The organism is Streptosporangium sp. NPDC003464 (assembly GCF_053588315.1).
The window spans coordinates 1-20,581 of the sequence record NZ_JBSFPS010000085.1 but is presented as its reverse complement, the minus strand read 5'-3'; the positions used below and the strand labels follow the sequence as shown (position 1 = coordinate 20,581).

19 protein-coding genes and 1 pseudogene are annotated in these 20,581 nt (G+C 71.6%); 15 read left to right on the top strand and 5 right to left on the bottom strand.

Going from position 1 to position 20,581, the window contains the following annotated elements; genetic code table 11:
- Window positions 1-163: 163 nt before the first annotated feature.
- The 3 genes from ACWDS7_RS20210 to ACWDS7_RS20200 all read left to right on the top strand — a co-directional run bounded on the left by ACWDS7_RS20210 (window position 164) and on the right by ACWDS7_RS20200 (window position 2,783).
- On the top strand, window positions 164-463 hold the full coding sequence (locus tag ACWDS7_RS20210) for a DUF4193 domain-containing protein (RefSeq protein WP_012893211.1): 300 nt from the start codon (window positions 164-166) through the stop codon (window positions 461-463).
- Between the two features lie 86 nt (window positions 464-549).
- Window positions 550-1,356, top strand: a complete 807-nt coding sequence (locus ACWDS7_RS20205; RefSeq protein WP_306867566.1) for a hypothetical protein — start codon at window positions 550-552, stop codon at window positions 1,354-1,356.
- 53 nt (window positions 1,357-1,409) lie between these two features.
- Window positions 1,410-2,783: an alpha,alpha-trehalose-phosphate synthase (UDP-forming) gene (locus tag ACWDS7_RS20200; protein ID WP_306867568.1), complete on the top strand. Its 1,374-nt coding sequence runs from the start codon at window positions 1,410-1,412 to the stop codon at window positions 2,781-2,783.
- 176 nt (window positions 2,784-2,959) lie between these two features.
- On the opposite strand, the gene ACWDS7_RS20195 is transcribed toward ACWDS7_RS20200, so the two are convergent.
- The gene (locus ACWDS7_RS20195; protein WP_306867571.1) at window positions 2,960-3,256 is read right to left on the bottom strand and encodes a DUF4235 domain-containing protein; all 297 of its coding nucleotides are present in this window, start codon (window positions 3,254-3,256) and stop codon (window positions 2,960-2,962) included.
- 91 nt (window positions 3,257-3,347) lie between these two features.
- On the opposite strand from ACWDS7_RS20195, the gene valS reads away from it, so the two are divergent.
- The 7 genes from valS (at window position 3,348) to ACWDS7_RS20160 (ending at window position 10,314) form a co-directional block, all read left to right on the top strand.
- Entirely contained in the window at window positions 3,348-5,900 is a 2,553-nt protein-coding gene (gene valS, locus ACWDS7_RS20190; RefSeq protein ID WP_451930505.1) for a valine--tRNA ligase, read from the top strand.
- A gap of 312 nt (window positions 5,901-6,212) precedes the next feature.
- Entirely contained in the window at window positions 6,213-7,451 is a 1,239-nt protein-coding gene (locus ACWDS7_RS20185; protein ID WP_451930504.1) for an AI-2E family transporter, read from the top strand.
- 11 nt (window positions 7,452-7,462) lie between these two features.
- The gene (locus ACWDS7_RS20180) at window positions 7,463-8,017 is read left to right on the top strand and encodes a PaaI family thioesterase (protein WP_451930503.1); all 555 of its coding nucleotides are present in this window, start codon (window positions 7,463-7,465) and stop codon (window positions 8,015-8,017) included.
- Window positions 8,014-8,457, top strand: a complete 444-nt coding sequence (gene dut, locus ACWDS7_RS20175) for a dUTP diphosphatase (RefSeq protein ID WP_306867582.1) — start codon at window positions 8,014-8,016, stop codon at window positions 8,455-8,457. Before ACWDS7_RS20180 ends, dut begins: the two co-directional genes overlap by 4 nt.
- A 24-nt stretch (window positions 8,458-8,481) precedes the next feature.
- Entirely contained in the window at window positions 8,482-9,174 is a 693-nt protein-coding gene (locus ACWDS7_RS20170; protein WP_451930502.1) for a DUF3710 domain-containing protein, read from the top strand.
- 48 nt (window positions 9,175-9,222) lie between these two features.
- Window positions 9,223-9,615, top strand: coding sequence for an OB-fold nucleic acid binding domain-containing protein (locus tag ACWDS7_RS20165; RefSeq protein WP_306867587.1), 393 nt, complete (start codon window positions 9,223-9,225; stop codon window positions 9,613-9,615).
- A 33-nt stretch (window positions 9,616-9,648) separates the two neighbouring features.
- Entirely contained in the window at window positions 9,649-10,314 is a 666-nt protein-coding gene (locus tag ACWDS7_RS20160) for a DUF3159 domain-containing protein (RefSeq protein WP_451930512.1), read from the top strand.
- A gap of 132 nt (window positions 10,315-10,446) precedes the next feature.
- Here ACWDS7_RS20160 and ACWDS7_RS20155 read toward each other — a convergent pair whose 3' ends face one another.
- Together ACWDS7_RS20155 and ACWDS7_RS20150 are read right to left on the bottom strand one after the other, a co-directional pair.
- Window positions 10,447-11,118: a potassium channel family protein gene (locus ACWDS7_RS20155; protein WP_306867589.1), complete on the bottom strand. Its 672-nt coding sequence runs from the start codon at window positions 11,116-11,118 to the stop codon at window positions 10,447-10,449.
- Window positions 11,118-11,783, bottom strand: a complete 666-nt coding sequence (locus tag ACWDS7_RS20150) for a potassium channel family protein (RefSeq protein ID WP_306867592.1) — start codon at window positions 11,781-11,783, stop codon at window positions 11,118-11,120. Before ACWDS7_RS20150 ends, ACWDS7_RS20155 begins: the two co-directional genes overlap by 1 nt.
- Before the next feature lie 116 nt (window positions 11,784-11,899).
- Here ACWDS7_RS20150 and ACWDS7_RS20145 point away from each other — a divergent pair, with 116 nt between their 5' ends.
- The 3 genes from ACWDS7_RS20145 (at window position 11,900) to ACWDS7_RS20135 (ending at window position 16,240) form a co-directional block, all read left to right on the top strand.
- On the top strand, window positions 11,900-14,011 hold the full coding sequence (locus tag ACWDS7_RS20145; RefSeq protein ID WP_451930501.1) for an APC family permease: 2,112 nt from the start codon (window positions 11,900-11,902) through the stop codon (window positions 14,009-14,011).
- A gap of 119 nt (window positions 14,012-14,130) precedes the next feature.
- Window positions 14,131-15,378 (top strand): class I SAM-dependent RNA methyltransferase, encoded by a 1,248-nt coding sequence (locus ACWDS7_RS20140; protein ID WP_451930500.1) that lies wholly within the window; start codon window positions 14,131-14,133, stop codon window positions 15,376-15,378.
- Window positions 15,379-15,949: 571 nt separating this feature from the next.
- Window positions 15,950-16,240 carry a hypothetical protein gene (locus tag ACWDS7_RS20135; protein WP_451930499.1) on the top strand — a complete coding sequence of 97 codons (291 nt, stop codon included), beginning with the start codon at window positions 15,950-15,952 and terminating at the stop codon, window positions 16,238-16,240.
- A 290-nt stretch (window positions 16,241-16,530) separates the two neighbouring features.
- On the opposite strand, the gene ACWDS7_RS20130 is transcribed toward ACWDS7_RS20135, so the two are convergent.
- Together ACWDS7_RS20130 and ACWDS7_RS20125 are read right to left on the bottom strand one after the other, a co-directional pair.
- Entirely contained in the window at window positions 16,531-17,277 is a 747-nt protein-coding gene (locus tag ACWDS7_RS20130) for a Clp protease N-terminal domain-containing protein (RefSeq protein ID WP_451930498.1), read from the bottom strand.
- A gap of 64 nt (window positions 17,278-17,341) precedes the next feature.
- Complete coding sequence (locus tag ACWDS7_RS20125; protein ID WP_451930497.1) at window positions 17,342-18,418, bottom strand: hypothetical protein; 1,077 nt, start codon at window positions 18,416-18,418, stop codon at window positions 17,342-17,344.
- 147 nt (window positions 18,419-18,565) lie between these two features.
- On the opposite strand from ACWDS7_RS20125, the gene ACWDS7_RS20120 reads away from it, so the two are divergent.
- Both ACWDS7_RS20120 and ACWDS7_RS20115 read left to right on the top strand, forming a co-directional pair.
- Window positions 18,566-19,489 (top strand): LLM class F420-dependent oxidoreductase, encoded by a 924-nt coding sequence (locus tag ACWDS7_RS20120; RefSeq protein WP_306867626.1) that lies wholly within the window; start codon window positions 18,566-18,568, stop codon window positions 19,487-19,489.
- A gap of 216 nt (window positions 19,490-19,705) precedes the next feature.
- Window positions 19,706-20,515: pseudogene (locus ACWDS7_RS20115) on the top strand (3' terminal RNA ribose 2'-O-methyltransferase Hen1); the annotation flags it as partial.
- Between the last annotated feature and the right edge of the window lie 66 nt (window positions 20,516-20,581).

Below are 20,581 nucleotides of genomic sequence, written 5' to 3'. Positions count from 1 at the left end.
CCTATTGGCGGTAGGTCCCTCACGTGTAGGGAGGTTCAGCGACCATTCCAGCAGGGTACCGAGCAGGAATCTCTCTGTCGGATTGGGCACAAGTTGGGCCTCTCGGACGTTACACACGCGCGAGCCGGCGCAGACAGATAGATGAGGGGGATGGAGCAGACCAATGGCTACCGATTACGACAGCCCACGCAAGACCGATGACGACCTCAATGAGGACAGTCTTCAGGAACTGCAGGCGCGCCGTACCGACAAGTCCTCGGGCAGTATCGACATCGACGAGACGGATCTCGCCGAGTCGCTCGAACTGCCTGGTGCGGACCTGTCCAACGAGGAGCTCTCGCTCCGGGTGATCCCTCGTCAGGCCGACGAGTTCACCTGCGCACGCTGCTTCTTGGTGCACCACCGCAGTCAGCTCGCCGTCGAGAGGAACGGTCAGCAGATCTGCCGGGAGTGCGCGGCCTGACGATGGTTTCCGATGGCCTGTCCGATGTGTGCCCTCAGGTGCAAGGGTAGAGGGCCCCAGGACAAGCCTTGAGGAGGTTCCGAGACATGACGTCAGAGAACAAACAGACCGGTGCCGAGCCGGGCGACTCCACGGCCGCGGAGTCGGCCGGCACACCGGAGAACGAAGTGGCCGAGATCGTCGGCAGGCTCGCCGAGCCTGGCGACCTGGATGGCGCCGAGCGGCGACGGCTGCTCGGCCGCCTGACCGCCACGCTGGCCGACGGGGCGAAGAAGGCCAGGTCGTCCGGGGTCGGCCGGGGCCGGTGGCTGGCCGACGTGTTCATGGCCGTGGCCCCCCGCATCCCCATCCGCGACCTCGCCACCCTCTCCGAGCACCACCACGGGCTCACCTCCGAGGCCCTGGCCGACGACCTGGCGCGCACCGCCTCCAAGGCCACCATGACGGTCGGCGCGATCGGCGGCGCCCTCGCCGCGGCCGAGTTCGCCGCCCCGCCCCTGCTGCTGTCGGCCCCCGCCCAGCTCGTGGCCGAGACCCTCGTGGTCGCCGCGATCGAGGTCAAGCTCATCGCCGAGCTCCACGAGGTCTACGGCGTGCCGGTGCTGGGCACCGGATCCCAGCGGGCCGTGGCCTTCGTGACCGCCTGGTCCAAGCAGCGCGGGGTCGACCCCATGTCCCCCGGTTCGGTCACCGTCGCCCTGGGCGCCGCCACCAAGACCGCACTGCGCAACCGGCTGATGCGCACCCTCGGGCGCCATCTGACCACCCTCGGCCCCTTCCTCACCGGCGCCGTGGCCGGAGGCGCGCTCAACCGCGCCGCCACCCGGAAGCTCGCCGACGTCGTTCGGGCCGATCTGAGGGTCCATCGGGCACTTCCACCTGGAAAGTCATAGAAACGCCCGAATTGGGTAGTCGTTATGGGTAAGACGACTATCTGGAGGAATCTGTGCAGGGCCGCAGCTCGTTTCTGATCGTGGCTAACCGCCTCCCCGTGGACCGGGTGGGTGAGGACATGTGGCGGCGCAGCCCCGGCGGCCTCGTCACCGCGATCGCCCCCGTCCTCCAGCGCCGGGAGGGCGCCTGGATCGGATGGCACGGCGCCCCCGGCGAGCGGCTCGAACCCTTCGACCACGACGGCATGCACCTCATCCCCGTGCCGCTGTCGGAGTCGGAGGTTGAGCTCTACTATGAAGGCTTCTCCAACACCACGCTCTGGCCGCTCTACCACGACGTGGTCGCCCCCCCGGTCTACTCGCGCGCCATGTGGGAGGCGTACCGCACGATCAACGAGCGCTTCGCCCAGGCCGCCGCGGAGCAGGCCGCGCAGAACGCGGTCGTGTGGATCCAGGACTACCAGCTCCAGCTCGTCCCCGCCATGCTGCGCGAACTCCGCCCCGACCTGCGCATCGGCTTCTTCCTGCACATCCCCTTCCCGCCGGTCGAGCTGTTCTCGCAGCTGCCCTGGCGGCGGGAGATCGTCGAGGGTCTCCTCGGCGCCGACCTCGTCGGGTTCCAGCGCCCCGGCGGCGCCTCCAACTTCATCCGGCTCTGCCGCCGCCTGCTCGGCCTCCAGCACCACAAGCACGAGATATACGTGGAGGACCGGGTCGTGCGGGCCGGGGCCTTCCCCATCTCGGTGGACTTCGGCGAGCTGGACTCCCTGGTCCGGGAGCCGCACATCATCGAACGGGCCAAGGAGATCCGCGCGGAGCTGGGCGACCCCGAGTGCATGCTGCTCGGCGTGGACCGGCTCGACTACACCAAGGGCATCGGCCAGCGGCTGAAGGCGTTCGAGGAGCTGCTCTGCGAGGGCTCGGTCAAGCCCGGGGAGGCGGCGTTCGTGCAGATCGCCACGCCGAGCCGGGAACGGGTCGAGGAATACATGCGGCTGCGCGACTCGATCGAGCTGCAGGTCGGCCGGATCAACGGCGAGCAGGGGGAGCTGGGCCTGCAGCCGGTGCAGTACATGCACCAGTCCTACGGCCGTGACGAGCTGGCCTCGCTCTACCTGGCGGCGGACGTGATGGTGGTGACGCCGCTGCGCGACGGGATGAACCTCGTCGCCAAGGAGTACATCGCCTGCCACAACGACCTGCGCGGCGCCCTGGTGCTCAGCGAGTTCGCCGGGGCGGCCGACGAGCTGCGGCAGGCGTTCATGGTAAACCCCTACGACATCGACGGGCTCAAGCGGATGATGCTGACCGCGATGCGGGCCACGCCGCACGACCTGTCGCGCCGGATGCGCTCGCTGCGCAGACGGGTGGCGACCTACGACGTGGACCGCTGGGCGAAGGAGTTTCTCGCCGCCCTCGAATCCTGAGAGCCCGCACCGGGAATCCCGAGAGCCCGCACCGGCGGCCTCCGGGGTCCCGGGGCCCGCGCGCCCGGCCGCCTCCCGGTCCCGAGAGTCCGCGCGGCGGCCGTCTCCCGGGGCCCGGGCGCCTCAGTGGTCCTGTCACGGCCTCTGACGGCGGCGGGGCGCACCCCGCCGCCGGGTCAGGAGGCGACCTCCCTGGCTGTGTCCTTGACGGCCTTCCAGGCGTTGTAGCGCTTCTTGGCGGTGCGGCCGACCACGATCTGGGCGACCTGCATGCCCACCCCCATCACCACGGCGTAGCCGATCGCCTCACCGAGGCTGATGTCCAGCGACTCGCTGTCGGCCGGCGGCTTCTTACCGGTGGCCTTCTCCCAGGCGAACCCGATGACCTTCTTGGCGGCCCAGGCCGTGGCCAGCCCCACCAGGCCGCCGATGGCCCGCCACGCCATGTCCTGCTTCTCGGTCTTGTCGGCCATATGGGTCCCTCCCTTTTCTCCGCTTCCGCTCCGCACAGGAACACTAGTCCCCTCCAGCGTCGCATCGCGTGAAGCCATACCATAGGGAGGCATGACACAACAGCGACTGCGCCATGCGCCCATGCCCGAGAAACCGACTCTCGACGGGCTGGAAGCCGTATGGGTGGACCGCTGGGAGACCGAGGGCACCTACCGCTTCGACAGGACGCGCACGCGGGAGCAGATCTACTCGATCGACACCCCGCCGCCGACCGTCTCCGGGTCCCTGCACGTCGGCCACGTCTTCTCCTACACCCACACCGACACCGTCGCCCGCTTCCAGCGCATGCGCGGCCGCGAGGTCTTCTACCCCATGGGCTGGGACGACAACGGCCTGCCCACCGAGCGCCGGGTGCAGAACCACTTCGGCGTGCGCTGCGACCCGTCCATCCCCTACGATCCGGGGTTCGAGCCGCCCGCAGAGCGTCCCCGCGGCCGCGGGGGTGATCCGCGGCAGATCCCGATCTCCCGCCGCAACTTCATCGAGCTGTGCGAGCGGCTCACCCTCGAGGACGAGAAGGCCTTCGAGGAGCTGTGGCGCCGCCTGGGCCTGTCGGTGGACTGGTCGCTGACCTACGCCACCATCGACGGCGGCGCGCGGGCCGCCTCCCAGCGCGCGTTCCTGCGCAACCTGGCCCGTGGCGAGGCATACCTCTCGGAGGCGCCCACGCTGTGGGACGTCACCTTCCGCACGGCCGTCGCCCAGGCCGAGCTGGAGGACAGGGAGTGGCCCGGCGCCTTCCACCGGCTGGGCTTCACGCTGTCGCCGGAGCAGCGGGCCGCGGGGTTCGGCGACCGCGTCTGGGTCGAGACGACACGCCCCGAGCTGATGCCCGCCTGCGTGGCGCTGGTCGCCCACCCCGACGACGAGCGCTACCGGCCGCTGTTCGGCACCACGGTCAGGACGCCGCTGTTCGGCGTCGAGGTGCCGGTGCTGGCCCATCACCTGGCCGAGCCCGACAAGGGGTCCGGCATCGCGATGATCTGCACCTTCGGCGACATCACCGACGTCACCTGGTGGCGCGAGCTGAACCTGCCCACCAGGGCGGTCATCGGCTGGGACGGCCGGATGCTCCCCGAGGCGCCCGAGGGCGTCCCCGCAGAGCCGTACGCCGAGCTGGCGGGCCGGACCGTGCACGGCGCCCGCGAGCGGATCGTGGAGCTGCTGCGCGGGTCCGGCGACATGGAGGGCGAGCCGCGGCAGGTCAGGCGCGCGGTGAAGTTCTACGAGAAGGGCGACCGGCCCCTGGAGATCGTCACCACCCGCCAGTGGTACATCCGCAACGGCGGGCGCGACCACGGGCTCAGGGAGGCCCTCCTGGCGCGCGGTGAGGAACTGTCCTGGCATCCGCCCCACATGAAGGTCCGCTACGACAACTGGGTGGAGGGCCTGGCGGGCGACTGGCTGATCTCCCGGCAGCGGTTCTTCGGCGTGCCGATCCCGGTGTGGTACCCGCTGGACGGCGCGGGCGAGCCCGACCGCTCCTCGCCGATCCTGCCGGAGGAGTCCATGCTGCCCATGGACCCCTCCACGGACGTGCCACCCGGCTACACCGAGGACCAGCGCGGCAAGCCTGGAGGCTTCGCCGGCGACCCGGACGTCATGGACACCTGGGCCACCTCCTCGCTGAGCCCGCAGATCGCGGGCGGCTGGGAGCGGGACGAGGACCTGTTCGAACGGGTCTTCCCGATGGACCTGCGCCCGCAGGCCCACGAGATCATCCGCACCTGGCTGTTCTCGACGGTGGTCCGGGCGCACCTGGAGCGGGGCGCGCTGCCCTGGCGCAACGCCGCCATCTCCGGGTGGATCCTCGACCCGGACCGCAAGAAGATGTCCAAGTCCGTGGGGAACGTCGTCACCCCGCTCGGCCTGCTGGAGCAGTACGGCTCCGACGCCGTCCGCTACTGGGCGGCGCACGGCCGCCCGGGCACCGACACGGCCTTCGACACCGGCCAGATCAAGATCGGCCGCCGCCTGGCGATCAAGATCCTGAACGCCTCCAAGTTCGTGCTGAGCATGGGGGAGGACGGCGGCGAGGTCACCGAGCCGATCGACCTGTCGATGCTGGCCCGGCTGTCGCAGGTGGTCGGCGAGGCCACCGAGGCGTTCGAGGACTACGACTACACCCGCGCGCTGGAGCGGACCGAGCGGTTCTTCTGGGAGTTCTGCGACGACTACCTGGAGCTGGTCAAGGCCAGGGCCTACGGCGAGGGCGGCGCCGCGCGCTCGGCCCACGCGGCGCTGCGCGAGGCGCTCGACGTCATGCTCCGGCTGTTCGCCCCCTTCCTGCCGTTCGTCACCGAGGAGGTCTGGTCCTGGTGGCGTGCGGGGTCGGTGCACCGGGCGCCCTGGCCCACGGCCTCCGCGCGGGGCGGTGAGGCGGAGCTGCTCCCGGTGGTGGCGGTGGTCCTCGGCCGGGTGCGCAAGGCCAAGTCCGACGCCAAGCTGTCGATGCGCGGCGAGGTCTCCCGGCTGACCGTCACCGGCGCCCAGGCCGACCTCGTGCGGCAGGCGCAGGACGACCTGTGCGGCGCGGGCGTCATCGAGGAGTTCGTGCTGCAGGACGGCGAGGGCGACCTGCGGGTGGAGGTCACCCTCGCCTGACCCCACACAAGTCTGTCCTTCCGGTCGGACGGTCCTGCCGTACGGTCGAGACACGACAGGCGAGGGGAGGACAGGGCATGACTCCAGGCTGCGGCAGCTGTAGCTGCTACCTCGACGACAGGGTGCTCTCCCGGCCACCGGGAGAGCGCTGACCCGGACCGGGCGACCACGCGTCGCGGAGGGGCCGGCCGCCCGGCCGGCCCCTCCTTTCCCGTCCCCGCTCCCGTGTCCGGCCGATAACCGCGCGCGTTGTCGGCCGCGGCGTGACACTCTGGAGGGGTGCTCTCCGATCGGGAACGTCTGACACAGCTGGTGCCGCGCACTCTGCTCCGCCTGGCCACATGGTGCCTGTGCCTGATCATCATCGGCTGGGCCGTCTTCTACTTCGCGCAGTTCATCGCGACGCTGCGCATCGTGGTCCTGCCGGTGGCCGTCGCGCTCCTGCTCACCGCGCTGCTGTTCCCGATCACCCGCAGGCTCCGCGCGATGGGCATGCGGCCGATCTACGCCACGTGGCTCACCATGCTCGTCGCGCTCGCGGTGCTGGGCGGCACCGGCTGGTTCATCGGGCTGCGGGCCAACGACGAGTTCCCGCGCCTGGTCGAGCAGGTGCGGGCGACGGCCAAGACCGTGGAGCAGTGGCTCTACACCGGGCCGCTGCACCTGCAACGGAACCAGATCACCACGTGGATCGACGAGATCACCAAGCAGGTCACCGCGCAGCGCAACCAGATCACCCAGACGGTGCTCACCGGCGCCACGGTGGCGATGGAGGTGCTGGCCTCCATCGTGCTGCTGCTGTTCGTCATGTTCTTCCTGCTCAAGGACGGCGACCGGATCTGGTCGTGGTTCCTGGGGGGCTTCGGCGGGGCCGCGCCCCGCGTCGACCGGGCCGGGCGGGCCGCCTGGGTGACGCTCTCCCACTACGTGCAGGGCACGGTGGCGGTGGCCGCCGTGCACGGTGTGATCATGGGCATCGTGCTCGCCGGGATGGGGGTGCCGCTCTGGGCGCCGCTGGCAGTGTTGATCTTCCTGGCCAGCTTCATCCCCATCGTCGGCATCTTCTTCGCCGGCGCGATCGCCACCCTGGTCACGCTCGGCGCCAAGGGCCCGATCTACGCCCTGATCTTCCTCGGCATCCTGGTGGTGGAGCAGCAGCTGGAGAACCACGTGCTCCAGCCGCTGATCGTCGGCCGGGCGCTGAGCTTCCACCCGCTGGCGATCATTCTGGTGCTGGCCGTGGGCGGCATCCTGGCCGGCATCGCCGGGGCCGCGGTGGCGGTGCCGGTCGCCGCCGTCATCTACCGGGCACTGCCCGAGCTCAGAAGCGATCCACCGGCCGCGCTGCCCGCCGGGACGGCCTCTCCCGAGCCGCCGGGGCCGCCCGGACCGCCGGAGGCGGCCGGTCCGGTCCAGCCGTCCGGGCCGTCCGGGACGGCAGGCCCGTCCGAGGCGCTCGGCCCGTCCGAGGGGCCGGAGCCGGCCGGGCCGCTCCGTCCGGTCCCCCTGGTCCGTCCGGCGGATGAGGGATCACCGCAGCCCAAGGGGTAACGTTCTGCTCCGTGACCCGTTCCACCGTGACAACCCCTCCCCCGGGAGCGGTCCGGCCGCAGGCGCTGCCGGGCGCCCCCGCCCCCGGCACCCCGCTCGGCCCGCACTACAGCCGCTGCTTCGGCTGCGGCGGCCAGCACCCGACCGGCCTGCATCTGAACGCCACCTCGCCCGACGGGATCACGGTGACCGCCGAGTTCACCGTGGGGGAGGCGCACCAGGGCGCGCCGGGCCTCGCGCACGGCGGCGTGCTGGCCGCGGCGATGGACGAGGTCATCGGCATGTCCATCTGGCTCCTCCAGCGCCCCTACGTCACCGGGCGGCTGGAGACCGACTACCTCGCGCCGGTCCCGGTCGGCACCACGCTGCACCTGCGCGCCTGGTGCACCGGCGTGTCCGGCCGGAAGGCGTACCTTGAGGCTGAGGGGCGGACCGGCTCCCCGGACGGCCCGGTCGCCGTGCGGGCCGCCGCGCTCTTCGTCGAGGTGGGCATGGAACACTTCGCCGAACACGGTGACGCCCAGGCCCTCATCGACGAACATCACGAGTACGAGGTGAATCCGTGACCGACAACGTCGAGGTGCTGATCCACCGGCTCGACGCCGGGCTGCCGCTGCCGTCCTACGCCCATCCGGGCGACGCGGGCGCCGATCTCTACGCCGCCGCGGACGTCGAGCTGCTCCCCGGGGAGCGGGTGATGGTGGGCACCGGGGTGGCGATCGCCCTGCCCGATGGGTATGCCGCGTTCGTCCATCCGCGTTCCGGTCTGGCGGCCAAATACGGTGTGACGCTCGTGAACGCCCCCGGCACCGTGGACGCGGGCTACCGGGGCGAGATCAAAGTGACGCTGCTCAACACCGACGCCAAGGACTCGCTACGGCTGCGCAGGGGAGACCGCGTCGCGCAGCTGGTGATCCAGCGGGTGGAGAGGGCCGCGTTCTACGAGGTGGACCGGTTGCCCGGATCGGCGCGGGGCGCCGACGGGTTCGGGTCCACCGGCCGTTGACAGAGAGCGAACCCGACAAGGAGCGTGAGAGAAGTGTTCGGACGTCGCCGTCGCGAAGAGTCCCCGGCCGTGGCCGGGGAGGCCGGGCAGGACGAGCGGGTCGAGCGGGAGCCGGCACGCGAGTCCGGCCCGTGGGACTCCGGTGAGCCGTATCCCGAGCGGGAACGGGTCGACCTCGGCGGCATGCGCCTGCCGGTCGACCCGGGATTCGAGGTCCAGCTGAACCTGGCCGGTGACCACATCGTCGGTGCGGTCGTCATGGTCGGCGAGAGCGCCCTCCAGGTGCACGCGTTCGCGGCGCCCAAGCGCAACGGCATCTGGGACGAGGTGCGGGACGAGCTCGCCGAGGGCGTCAAGGGCGCCGGTGGCACGGCCGAGGAGCGGCAGGGGCCGTTCGGCGTCGAGCTGGCCGCGCAGGTCCCGGCCGACGGGGTCGCCCAGCCGGTCCGCTACATCGGCGTCGACGGCCCGCGCTGGTTCCTCCGCGCGGTGATCAGCGGGCGTGCCGCGCTGGACGCCGAGGCGGCCGCGCCCCTGGAGGGGGTCATCCGCGACATCGTGGTGGTCCGCGGGGACGAGCCGATGGCGCCCAAGGAGGCGATCGAGCTGCGGCTCCCGCCGGAGGCCAGGCAGGCGGTGGAGCAGCAGGCCGCCGGGGGCGAGGTGCCCGACCTCAACCCGTTCAAGCGAGGTCCGGAGATAGCCGAGCTCCGCTGACGTGGGGGATCGCGTACGCTGATTCAACACGTATGTGAAGGAGAGGTCGTGGGTTCTCAGGAACCGCATAAACAGGGCGGGTTTCGGGGCTTTTTCCGGCGGCTGACGACAAGTCAGGCGGAGCTGGAGGCCACCGAACTCCAGCAGGACCTCGATCGTCATGGCGCCACACCCATCGTCTCGTGCGGCGCCCGCCGCCGGTTCTGCGTTACCGGTACGCTACGGACCGTGACGTTGAGGCCCCGCGGCGGCGCACCCGCGCTCGAAGCGGAGCTTTACGATGGTTCGGATGTGATCGACCTGATCTGGCTGGGCCGCCGGAAGATCGCTGGGATAGAGCCCGGCCGGATGGTCCTGGCCGAGGGGCTCGTCAGCGTGCAGGACGGGCGCAAGGTGATGTTCAACCCCCGATACGAGCTACGTCCGGCGGGCGGTGCGTGAGCGATCGACGACCACGGAGCGGTGAGCGAGAAGATGACCACCAGCGATGAGACCACCGCGCACGACACGGTGGAGGCCGCGATGCGCGTCCAGCTCGCCAAGGCCTTCGGCGGGGTGCGCGGCATCGTCGAGGCCGCCGTGCCCACGATCACCTTCACCGGGATGTGGATCGCCACCTCGGAGCTGAAGACGTCCCTGATCGTCAGCATCTCGGCCGCGGTGGTGCTGCTGATCGTGCGGGTGCTGCAGCGCTCGACGCCGCAGTTCGTCCTCAACAGCCTCGTCGGCATCGGCATCGGCGCGTTCTTCGCCTCCCGCACCGGCGACGCCCGTGACGTCTATCTGCCCGGCATCCTCTACAACGCCGCCTACTCGGTGGCGATGCTGATATCCGTCATCACCCGGTGGCCGGTGGTGGGCTTCATGATCGGATCTGTCACCGGCGACCCGACGGGCTGGCGCAAGGACCCGGCCGTGGTGCGGCTCTGCTCCAAGCTCACCTGGATGCTGATGGTCCCGTGCGTGGTCCGGGTGGCGGTGCAGCTGCCCGTCTACCTGATCGGCGGGGACGACGCGGTCGCCGAGCTGGGCATCCTCAAGATCGTGATGGGCTGGCCGCTGCAGGTCGCGGCCCTCGCCGCCATGGTGTGGCTGCTGGCCAGAGGCCGGACCCCGGTCCGGCCGCCCGCCCTGCCCTGAGGCCGCCCGCCCGGCTCCGAGGCCGCCCGTCCTGCCCTGAGGTCCGAGGCGGCCCGTCCCGCTCCGGGATGGGCGTCCGGCCCCCTGACGGCTCCCGGTCCCGTACGGCGACGCCGTACGGGACCGACGCGGTCAGTGGATGGAGCGGTGCGCCGACAGGAGCCGGGCCAGCTCCTCCTCGACCTCCTGGCTGGCCACGAACATCAGCTCGTCGCCGGCCTCCAGCGGGTCGTCGGCGGTGGGCACCAGCACCCGCCCCTCGCGCAGGATCGCGACCAGGGCGGTGTCGGTCGGCCACGGCACCGAACCGGCGCGCTGGCCGACGACCGGCGCGTCCTCGGGCAGGGTGAGCTCCACCAGGTTGGCCTGGCCCTGACGGAAGGTCATCAGCCGGACCAGGTCGCCGACGCTCACCGCCTCCTCGACCAGGGCGCTCAGCAGGCGCGGGGTCGAGACGGCCACGTCCACGCCCCACGACTCGTTGAACAGCCACTCGTTCTTGGGGTGGTTGATCCTGGCGACCACGCGCGGCACGCCGTACTCCGTCTTGGCCAGCAGCGACACGACGAGGTTGACCTTGTCGTCGCCGCTGGCGGCGACGACCACGTGGCAGTCGGCCAGGCCCGCCTCGTCCAACGAGGAGATCTCACAGGCGTCGGCGAGCAGCCACTCCGCCCGCGGCACCGTGTCGATCTTGATGGCCTTGGGGTCGATGTCGATGAGCAGGACCTCGTGGCCGTTCTCCAGGAGCTCGGCGGCGATGGACCTGCCGACGGCTCCGGCACCCGCGATGGTGACGCGCATCAGTGACCCTCCTCCGGCGCACCGGACAGCACCTTGTTGATGCGGTCCATGTCACTCTCGACCGCCATGACGTGCAGGATGTCGCCTTCCTGCACCACGGAGTCGTTCCTGGGCAGCAGGGTCTCGCCCATCCGGTTGACGAACGCCATGCGCGTGCCCGCGGCCTCCTCCAGGTCCTTGGTCCTGGTGCCGATCCAGCCCGGGTGGTAGGCCACCTCGGCCAGCACGACGGACCCGGTCGGGTCGCGCCACAGCGGCTCGGCGCCCTCGGGCAGCACCCGCCGCAGGATCTGGTCGGCGGTCCAGCGGACCGTGGCGACGGTGGGGATGCCCAGCCGCTGGTAGACCTCGGCGCGCCGGGAGTCGTAGATGCGGGCCACCACGTTGTCCACGCCGAACGTCTCGCGTGCGACCCGGGCGGAGATGATGTTGGAGTTGTCGCCGCTGCTCACCGCCACGTAGGCGCCGGCCGACTCGATGCCGGCCTCCTCCAGGACGTCGCGGTCGAAGCCGATCCCGGTCACCCGGCGACCTCGGAAACCGGCCCGCAGGCGGCGGAACGCCTGCGGATCCCGGTCGATGATCGCGACCGAGTGGCCGCTGTCCTCCAGGATGTGCGCCAGGGTCGAACCCACCCGGCCACACCCCATGATCACGATATGCATGCTCCCCCGCCGGTCGCGTTGAGGCGGATCTTGTTCCCGATGTACTTAGTCAGTATGGCCCGCTGAGGGAGTGCCGCGTCAGCGGGGCGGGTGGATGAGGACTAGCATCGGCAGACGTGTCAAAGGTGACGGACCTTGTCAAGCGCCTGTTCATCGGGCGTGCGCTGCGTAGCACGCAGTTGCATGAGCAACTGCTCCCCAAACGGATCGCACTGCCCGTCTTCGCGAGCGACGCGCTCTCCTCGGTGGCCTACGCGCCGCAGGAGATCCTTGTCATCCTCTCCATCGCCGGGATCTCCTTCTACGGCTTCGCCCCGTGGGTCGCGGTCGCCGTCGTCCTGGTGATGCTCACGGTCGTGGCGTCCTACCGGCAGAACGTGCACGCCTATCCCAGCGGCGGCGGAGACTACGAGGTCGCCACCGTCAACCTGGGCCAGAACGCCGGCCTGACCGTCGCCAGCGCCCTCATGGTCGACTACGTCCTCACCGTCGCGGTGTCGGTGGCCAACGGCGTCGACTACGTGGGCGCCACGATCCCGTACGTCGCCCAGCACAAGCCGACGGTCGCGATCGCCATCGTCGTCGTGCTGACGGTGGTCAACCTCCGGGGCATCCGCGAGTCCGGCGTCGCCTTCGCCATCCCCACCTACGCGTTCATGTTCGCGGTCATCGGCCTGGTCGTGTGGGGCGGCTTCCGGCTGCTGGTGCTGGGCGACGAGCTGCGCGCGCCCACCGCCGACTACGAGATCGTCGCCGAACAGGCCAACCTGACGTCCTTCGCGGCGGCCTTCCTGATCCTGCGGGCGTTCTCCTCCGGCTGCGCCGCCCTCACCGGCGTCGAGGCGATCAGCAACGGCGTGCCCGCCTTCCGTAAGCCCAAGAGCAAGAACGCCGCCAACACGCTGCTGATGATGGGCCTGGTGTCGGTGACCATGTTCGTCGGCATCATCACGCTCGGCCTGGCCTCCGGCGTCAAGCTCACCGACCCCGCCACCGCGGCCCACGGCGTGCTCATCGACGGCCGGCCCGCCGGGCCCGGCTACTACCAGCCGCCGATCATCGCCCAGGTCTCCGAGGCGGTCTTCGGCAGCGGGTCGCTGTTCTTCTTCGTCATCGCCGCCGTCACCGCGCTGATCCTGTTCCTCGCCGCCAACACCGCCTTCAACGGCTTCCCGGTGCTCGGCTCCATCCTGGCCCAGGACCGTTTCCTCCCCCGCCAGCTGCACACCCGGGGCGACCGGCTGGCCTTCTCCAACGGCATCGTCATCCTGGCCGCCGCCGCCTGCCTGCTGCTGTGGGGGTTCCAGGCCGACGTCAGCCGCCTGCTCAACCTCTACATCGTGGGCGTCTTCGTGTCGTTCACGCTGAGCCAGATCGGCATGGTCCGGCACTGGACCCGGCACCTGCGGACCGAGACCGACCGGAAGGTCCGCGCGCAGATGAGGCGCTCGCGGGTCATCAACTTCTTCGGCGGCGTCATGACCGGCGTGGTGCTGGTGGTCGTGCTGCTGACCAAGTTCACCCACGGCGCGTGGATCGTCTGCGTGGCCATGCCGGTGCTGTTCCTGATGATGAAGGCCATCCACCGCCACTACGACAACGTGGCCCAGGAGCTCGCGGTGTCGGAGGACGCCGAGGTGGACGAGACGATGCTGCCCGCGCGCAACCACGCCGTCGTCCTGGTCTCCAAGATTCACAAGCCGACCCTGCGCGCCCTCGCCTACGCCCGCGCCACCCGGCCCTCCACCCTGGAGGCGATCACCGTGGGAGTGGAGGGCGAGGAGGCCCGGGGGCTGCAGGAGGAGTGGGAGCGGCGGGGCATCCCGGTGCCGCTGAAGATGCTCGACTCGCCCTACCGGGAGATCACCCGGCCGATCCTGGAGTACGTCAAGTCACTGCGCCGCCGCTCGCCCCGCGACGTGGTGACCGTCTACATCCCGGAGTACGTCGTCGGCCACTGGTGGGAGCACCTGCTGCACAACCAGAGCGCCCTGCGGCTCAAGGGCCGCCTGCTCTTCCAGCCCGGCGTGATGGTCACCAGCGTGCCCTGGCAGCTCCACTCCTCCGACCGCCTCAAGGGCCGCCCCGAGCGCTACGCCCCCAACGCCGTCCGGCGCCGGGAGCGCGAGGCGGCCGGCGACGAGGCGCGCCACGACGGGGCGGCCCGGGGACAGGCGGCCGGTGACGGGACCGCGGAGGGGCCCCGCCCGCAGCGCGGCACCCCGTGAGGAGACGGCGCGGCCTCCCGTGACGGGATGGCCCGGGGCGAGGACGGCAAGGCATAACCTTTCGTATGTACTCCTGGCCACAGGGAGGCTCGAACGACGACGGACTGCGAGGACATGGCATGGCGATCGAACTGACGGTGGGACCGGTCGCGCACGGCGGCTGGTGCGTCGCTCGCCATGACGGCCGGGTGGTCTTCGTACGGCACGCCCTGCCCGGCGAGCGCGTCCTGGCGGAGATCACCGAGGAGACCAGCCGGTTCCTGCGGGCCGACGCGGTCGAGATCCTGGAGCCCTCCGCCGACCGGGTGACCCCGCCGTGCCCGTTCGCCGGCCCCGGCCGCTGCGGCGGCTGCGACTGGCAGCACGCCTCGCTCGACGCCCAGCGCCTGCTGAAGACCGACGTGGTCGCCGAGCAGCTGCGGCGGTTGGCCGGGATCGAGTGGAAGGGCATCGTGGAGGAGGTGCCCGGCGCCCCCGACGGCCTCGGCTGGCGCACCCGCGTCCAGTTCGCCGTCGACCGTGACGGCGTCCTCGGCCTGCGCCGCCACCGCTCCCACGACATCGAGCCGGTGGACGCCTGCCTGATCGCCCACCCCGAGGTGGAGAACGTCGGGGCCGAGGTCATGAACTGGCGCAATGCCTCCTCGGTCGAGGTCATCGCCTCCAGCACCGGGGAACAGGCCGTCGTGGTCGCCCCCAAGCCCCGCCGTACGGTGGCCGTGCCCGACCTCGACACGAGCGTGGCCGTCTTCGTGGACGAGGGCAAGGGCCGCACCCGCGTGGTCCACGGCAGCAACCATCTCACCGAGCGCGTCGGCGACCGCGACTTCCAGATCACCGGCAGCGGCTTCTGGCAGGTCCACCCCGGCGCCGCGGCCACGCTGCTGGCCGCCGTCCTGGACCTCGCCGCCCCGCAGCCGGGGGAGTGGGCCCTGGACCTCTACTGCGGCGTGGGCCTGTTCGCCGCGGGGCTGGCCGAGGCCGTCGGCCCGGAGGGCGCCGTGTTCGGCGTCGAGTCCGAGGCCGTGGCCGTGCGTGACGCCGAACGCAACCTCCGGGACCTGCCGCAGGCGAGCTTCGCCCGGGGCCGTGTCGAGCACGCCCTCGACCGCTTCGACATCGAACGCGCCGACCTGGTCGTCGTCGACCCGCCCCGGGCCGGTCTGGGGCGCGAGGTCGTCGACCGGATCGCCACCCTCCGGGCCACCCGGATCGTCTACGTCTCCTGCGACCCGGCCACCCTTGCCCGCGACCTCGCCTGGCTCGCCGAGCACGGCTACCGCCTGGCCGACCTGCGCGCCTTCGACGCCTTCCCGATGACCCACCACGTGGAGTGCGTGGCCCTGCTGGTCAGCGATTCGATCTAGGCTCTGACCGGCGAAAACGCAACACGTGATGTCTCATTGAACCCCGGCGTCACCCACGGCAAACCAAGATCATGGCGCACGGAGAGCGCACGATCATGAAAACGCCCCGCGACCGATCCGGTCGCGGGGCGTCGTTCACAGAGCCATGTGGTCGGCCACCAGTCGGTCGGACGGGTCACTGTGGCCCGTCGAGCCTCTGGGCGCCCACAGGAGCCGTCTGAAGGTCTGGCATGCGCCTAAGGGTGTCCGTGCCTCACTGGGGCATCTGGGGGCTGCTCCGGCTCCCGGACCGGACCTGTGAGCAATCGGGGCGACCTGGACGTCATAACCGTGAGCGACATACGGTGTCCGTCCACCTCATGATCTCCGGCCGCCGCGGATCCCACTCCGTGGCGGCCGAGCCTGCCTTCCGCGAGGAGGACGAGCGGGGCGCTCATGTGTTCAGACCAGGTGAAACAACCTCGACAAACGCACCATCAGGCCCGAAATATGGAGAACCGGTATCTCCTCAAGCCCGGTAGCCGGTGCTCCTCTGAAGGTGTTCTTCTTCCCGAATGAGGAGTCACCCACAATGAAGATCCGCCGATTACATTCCGCTGCGCTCGCCGTGGCGCTGGGCGCCAGTGTCCTGGCCGGCACCCCCGCCTTCGCCGCCACCCAGACCGGCGCGGCCGTGGCCTCCGGGGGCTGGCCGACACCGGACTGGTACCTGCAGGGCCCCTACCAGACCCTGGCCGCCTGCGACCTCGCCTACGAGGACGCTGCGCAGAACGGTCAATACACCGGGCTCGTCTACTGTCACTGGTTCCGCGGGGGTGGCCCTTATCTGCCGGGTTTCTACTACGAGGTGTACATCCCCTGAGCTTCAACAGGTGTGATGGGCGAGCCCCGGCCACCGGTGCGGCGAGGCACGCCGCACACTGAAACCGCGTGGATGCCGGTCGAGGCGCGGAACGAAGTTGTCCATGCCGAGGTGACGACGCCGGTGGAGGGCGCGTAGTTCAAGATCAACGCGCACCAGGGGCGCACGGAGAGCGATCGTGAGCCGGTTACCCCACTCCGACCTGCGGCGACGTGAATTCGACGTGGTCCCGACGACCCACCACGTGGAGTGCGTGGCCCTGCTGGTCAACGGCGCCGGTCAGGGCCGGCTCACTCCTCGCCCAGCCGCGCCTCCAGCCGGTCCAGCCGCTGGAGGACCGGCCCCAGTTCCTGGCGGATGGCGGCGGACAGGGCCGCGGCCGAGTCGGCCGGGGCGCCGGCGGCCTGTGTCTGCGCCCGGAGGTGGACGTAGCCGGCCAGGGCGGCGCTGACGGTGCGGCGGGTCAGCCGGGGTTCGGCGCCGAGGCTCCGCAGGATCCGGCCGCCGGCCCCCTCGGGCTCGGCGATCAGCCCGAGGAGCAGGTGCTCGCAGCCGACGTAGTTGTGCCCCATGCCGGTCGCGTCGACGACGGCCAGCTCCAGGGCCCCCGCCGCGGATCGGCTGAACTGGAGCGGGGAGGCGCCCGGCGCGGCGGAGGGCGTGCCGGAGGCCGGCCGCTCCAGCTCGCGCAGTACGTGGTCGGGGTCGATCTCCATGGCGCGCAGGATGTGCAGGGCCAGATTGCTCCCCTCGGCCAGCATGCCGCCCAGCAGATGCTCGGTGCCGACCTCGGCCGTCCCCTCGGCGCGCGCCCGCTCCACCGCGAGCTTGACCGCGGCGCGGGCCCGCTCGGTGAAGTGGGTCAGGCGGGCCGCCGGGTCGTCGAGGTCAGGGCTGCCCAGCGCCGTCTCCCGGATGGCGGTGACCCGCCGTACGGCCTGCTCCAGGGCGCGCTGGCAGATGGCCGAGACCGGCACCCCCGACTCTCTCACCGCCTCGGCCAGGTCGTCGGGCAGATAGACGTTGATCTTCGGCATCACGCCCCCTTGTAGGGTTAGTAAAGGGTTATAACCCAGTTATAACCCTGCTAGGGGTAGCTGTCTAGGGGGAGACGGCCGCGAGGAGCCGGGCGACCTCGGGGGTGGGGGCGGCGCCCCGGGTGGAGAGCCAGGCCAGGCCGTTGCGGGCGGTGAAGGCGGTCAGCTTGCGGGCGTCGGCCGCGGTGAGGTCCTGGGAGCCGGTCAGGACCGGGGTGAGGGCGATCCTGTGCCAGGCGGTGGGCTCGGCGAGGGAGCCGGCGACCTGGGGGTGGGCGGCGCGGACGGCCGCGGCGACGGCGCGCAGGTCCGACCGGCCGCCGGCGGCGGCCTGGAGCGGGGCGAGGAGGTTGACGGCGGCGATCTCGGCGCCGGCCTCCCGGGTGGAGCGGAGCATCGTCTGGTCGCCTGGCGTCAGGCCCGTCCCGGACACCGGCAGGGTGAAGCTCACGGTGAGCGGACGGCCCCGCGCGGCGGCCTCCCGCTGGAGGGCCGCGATCGCGCCCGCGCGGCGCAGCACGGTCTCGCCGTCACCCGGGTCCCGGACCTCGAAGTCGACGTAGGTGGCCCCGAAGGCGGCGACCGCCCGGCGGTAGGCGGCGACAAGGCGGCCGGGGTCGGTGCAGGCGGCGGCCAGCTCACGGCCGGCCGGGCCGCCGAAGGCCAGGCCCGCGTCGCCGCCGGCCGCGCGCAGGCGGCCCAGGCGGCCGGCGACCGGGCTGCCGGGCCGCTGCCGGCCGCCGGCCCACTCGGCCGTGCAGCCGTCCGGTCCGGCGGTGAGATGGCCGAGGGTGAACCAGCGGACGCTGCCCTGCCGGGCGGTCCTGGTCAGGTTGGAGAGCGGCCCGTCGCCGGTGTCGACGAACGGCACGTAGCCCGACGGGCGGACGGAGGCGCGCGGGGAGAGGGGCGCTCCGGGGGCCTGGTCGGCCGCGGGCAGGGTGGTCAGCCGGGGAGGGCCGACCCTGGGGTGGGGGGCCTGCCCGGCCGCCGGCCGCCCGCCGGTCCCGGCCGGCAGGAGCCAGACGGCGAAGCCGGTCCCGGTGACGAGCGCGGCCGCCGCGAGCGCGACCAGCGATCGGGGAGGGGTGCCCGGCTCGCGGGTCCGGCGAGCGGTGGAGTGGTCTGTCGCCACCGGCATGGGTTCCACCTTCTCCACGGCGTCGATCCGTCGCTTTGAGTGCATGAGCCGCTACAGAGCGGACCGGAAGTCTGAACGCTAGCAAGCGCCCCGCCGCCGCGCGGGCTTTCTGCGGATGCCGTCCGGAGTGCCCGGATAATGGGGTTCATGAAGTTGAGGATCTTCACCGAACCGCAGCAGGGCGCCACCTACGACGAGCTGCTGACGGTCGCGCGGACCGCCGAGCGTCTGGGGTTCGACGCCTTCTTCCGTTCCGACCACTACATGCGGATCGGGCCGGGCGACCCCGGTCCCGGCTCCAGCGACGCCTGGGTGACCCTCGCGGGCCTGGCCAGGGAGACCTCCACGATCAGGCTTGGCACCCTGGTCACCCCGGTCACCTTCCGGCTGCCCGGCCCGCTGGCGATCAGCGTGGCCCAGGTGGACCGGATGAGCGGGGGCCGGGTCGAGCTGGGCCTGGGCACCGGCTGGTTCGACGCCGAGCACACCGCGTACGGGATCCCGTTCCCGCCGATGGGCGAGCGCTTCGGCCGCTTCGAGGAGCAGCTGGAGATCCTCACCGGCCTGTGGACCACGCCCGCGGGGGAGAAGTTCTCCTTCGAGGGCGCCCATTACCGGCTGGCGGACTCGCCGGCGCTGCCCAAGCCCGTGCAGAGCCCCAGGCCGCCGATCATCATCGGCGGGTTCGGCGCCAAGCGCACCCCGCGGCTGGCCGCGCGCTTCGCCGACGAGTACAACCTGCCCTTCCACACCCTGGACGACACCGGGCTGGCCTTCGGCCGGGTCCGGGAGGCGTGCGAGGCGGAGGGGCGCTCGAAGATCGTGCTCTCGGCCGCCCAGACCGTCGCCGTCGGCTCCGACGAGGCCGAGGTGGCGCGCCGGGCCGAGGCCGCCGGACAGGACCTCGCCGCACTGCGCGCGAGCGGCCTGGCGGGCACCCCGGCGGAGGTGGTCGACAAGCTCGGCAGGTTCGCCGAGCTGGGCGCCGAGCGGGTCTATCTCCAGGTGATGGACCTGTCGGACCTGGACCACCTGGAGCTCATCGCCGCCGAGGTCCTGCCCCACGTGTAGGCCGTGGACCTCCGCCGCACCCCTCACGGGCGCGGCGGCCCGGCCGGGCGGATCACCGCCGGATCGGCGGGGCGGCCGACGCCGGACGGTGCGGCCGGGGACGCGCCGCCGCCCGCCTGGGAGGCCGCCGGGCGGCCCCGGTCCGTCCGGCGTGACCGTGGGCACCGGGGTTCGGCGATCACGTCCGGCCCGTTAACCCATGGCCCGTCCGGCCGGATGTCGGGCAGACTGAGCCGGGTGTTGCTCACGATCTCCACGACCGTACGGCCCGCCACCGACCTCGGTTTCCTGCTGCACAAGCATCCGGACCGGGTTCAGGAGTTCGGCCAGTCGTACGGCGTGGCCCGCGTCTTCTACCCGGAGGCCGACGAGGAGCGTTGCACGGCGGCGCTGATGCTCGAGGTCGACCCGGTCCGCCTGGTCCGCTCGCGCGGCCGCTCCACCCCCGACTACGCGCTGGGCCAGTACGTCAACGACCGGCCCTACGCCGCGTCGTCGCTGCTGGCCGTGGCGCTGGCGGAGGTGTTCCGCACGGCCCGCGCCGGTCGCTGCGACAGCCGTCCCGAGCTGGCCGCCGGCCCCATCCCGCTGGAGATCGCGCTGCCCGTGCTGCCCTGCCGGGGCGGCCCCGGGATGGCCCACCGGCTGTTCGAACCGCTGGGCTGGGAGGTCGAGGCGCTGCCCGTGCCGCTGGACGCGGAGTTCCCCGAGTGGGGCGACTCCCGCTACGTCCGGCTGTCGCTGCGCGGCGAGGTACGGCTGGCCGACGCGCTCAACCAGCTCTACGTGCTGCTGCCGGTGCTCGACGACGCCAAGCACTACTGGGTCGCCTCCGACGAGGTGGACAAGCTGATCCGGGCGGGCGAGTCCTGGCTGGCCGCCCATCCCGAGAGGAGCCTGATCACCCGCCGCTACCTCGGCCGCAGCCAGGCCCTGACCCGCACCGCCTTCGCCCGCCTGGCCGAGCTCGGCGACGACGTGGAGGAGGACCTCGAACCTCCCGTGGAGGAGGAGGCTCCGACTGGGCGTCCTGGGTCATCTTGTGGCTCTCCGGTGGCTCGTCGCTCACCGTGATCACCTGGGGAGGTGTCC